Source organism: Bradyrhizobium sp. MOS001 (genome assembly GCF_004634465.1).
In the GTDB taxonomy this organism is placed as follows: domain Bacteria; phylum Pseudomonadota; class Alphaproteobacteria; order Rhizobiales; family Xanthobacteraceae; genus Bradyrhizobium; species Bradyrhizobium barranii.
The window spans coordinates 1-1,366 of the sequence record NZ_SPVJ01000164.1; the positions used below are offsets into that span (position 1 = coordinate 1).

The 1,366-nt window shown below is 56.4% G+C and carries 1 protein-coding gene; it reads left to right on the plus strand.

What is annotated here, in order from left to right:
• Positions 1-1,160 precede the first annotated feature (1,160 nt).
• Positions 1,161-1,366: hypothetical protein (locus tag CT676_RS45045; RefSeq protein ID WP_205124653.1), on the plus strand; the 206-nt coding region annotated here is incomplete at its 3' end.

Consider the following 1,366-nt stretch of genomic DNA (forward strand, 5'->3'; position numbering starts at 1 on the left):
TGCCGCGTTCAAAGGCCGGACATATGACCGCACCGTCATCCCTTGTTCAACCAGAGAAAGATCTTGCAGCCCGGGCCGTTCCACATATGAGTCAGAGCCCAAAATTGCCCCCCACACGAGATGAGCAATCCGGTGATAGTTCAAGGAATTGGGCCGTGTTGGGCGGGGTCAACCTTCGGCGCCGATCGGGGGTCAAACCGTACGCCGAATAACACATTGGCAAGCTGGAGCCGCGCTGTCACCGATCTTCCGACCCACGGGATAGGCCAGAAGCGATTCAAAAATGATCCAAACCTGACAAGGTTCCTCGACCTGTTTTAGCTGCTCGTTAAGTGAGCAGGTGCAGGCTTGGTTTCGGGACGGCCGTGGGGACATACGCAGCCATGTGCTTCGGGTTGAGGGCCCGCCAGCTCTGCCAGCCCCGGCGGACCTTCCCTCACCTTGTTAACTTTCGATTCACATTTGTAGATGCCGGAACCGAGGCTGTGTAATAGTCAATTTAAGCCGGGGCTGGCGTATATTTCACTTAGATCTTTTTACCCGGTTCTTTTTGACCTTGCGCGGGCCGCAGCGAGAACATCGCTGCGGCCTTCGTCATTTGGGTTCGCCAGCGTGAACCGGCGGGCCGATAGCAACATATCATTGGGTCATTGGGGGGCTCTGATGCTTGCGGACCCCAGGGGTGAGCAAGCTGCGCCACATTTAGGTCCACGATATCCGGAAACATCAGAACATTGCTCGATCGAGGAATTTGCATGGCCCGCACTTCAGCAACCAAAAGTTCTGCGAGTTGGACTTCAGAGGACGAAACCAAGATCTTGCGGATGCGCGAGAGTGGAGCGTCGTTCAGCACAATTGCGAAAGCACTGGGCCGCAGCCAGGCGTCGGTGGAGTCCCGCTACACGATCATAAAGAAACGCGACAAAGTGGCGTGCGGGGGCGCGGCCTAGGGACGGCAGCATGGCCGGTCTCGCGTTTTAAATTCGTAAGCTACCCGATGCTTAACTGCTCCGTCACCTGGAACAATCGAACGAGAGAAGGACAAACTTTTTCTGACCGACGCGGAGATGATCCGACGCCTCGGCGTTCCAGAGAAGCTGCTGCGCCACTGTTACCGGCGCTAGAACTCCAAAATCGCGCTTTTTCGGGAATCGGCGCTATTGGCCGGCCGTGAAGGCTTGGCTGGACAAACACCACGGGCTGCCGCCGCCAGCAGCTTTTGGGATTTGAGCGGAAATTCTCTACTCATCCAGAGTATTGCCGGTTTTGACCCTGGCTGTGTGAAAAGCCACGAGTCGGTTACGATTCCTCCGTTTCCTGATGGGGGATATGGATGGGACGCTTCGTTGAAGGCGCGGACAGATCC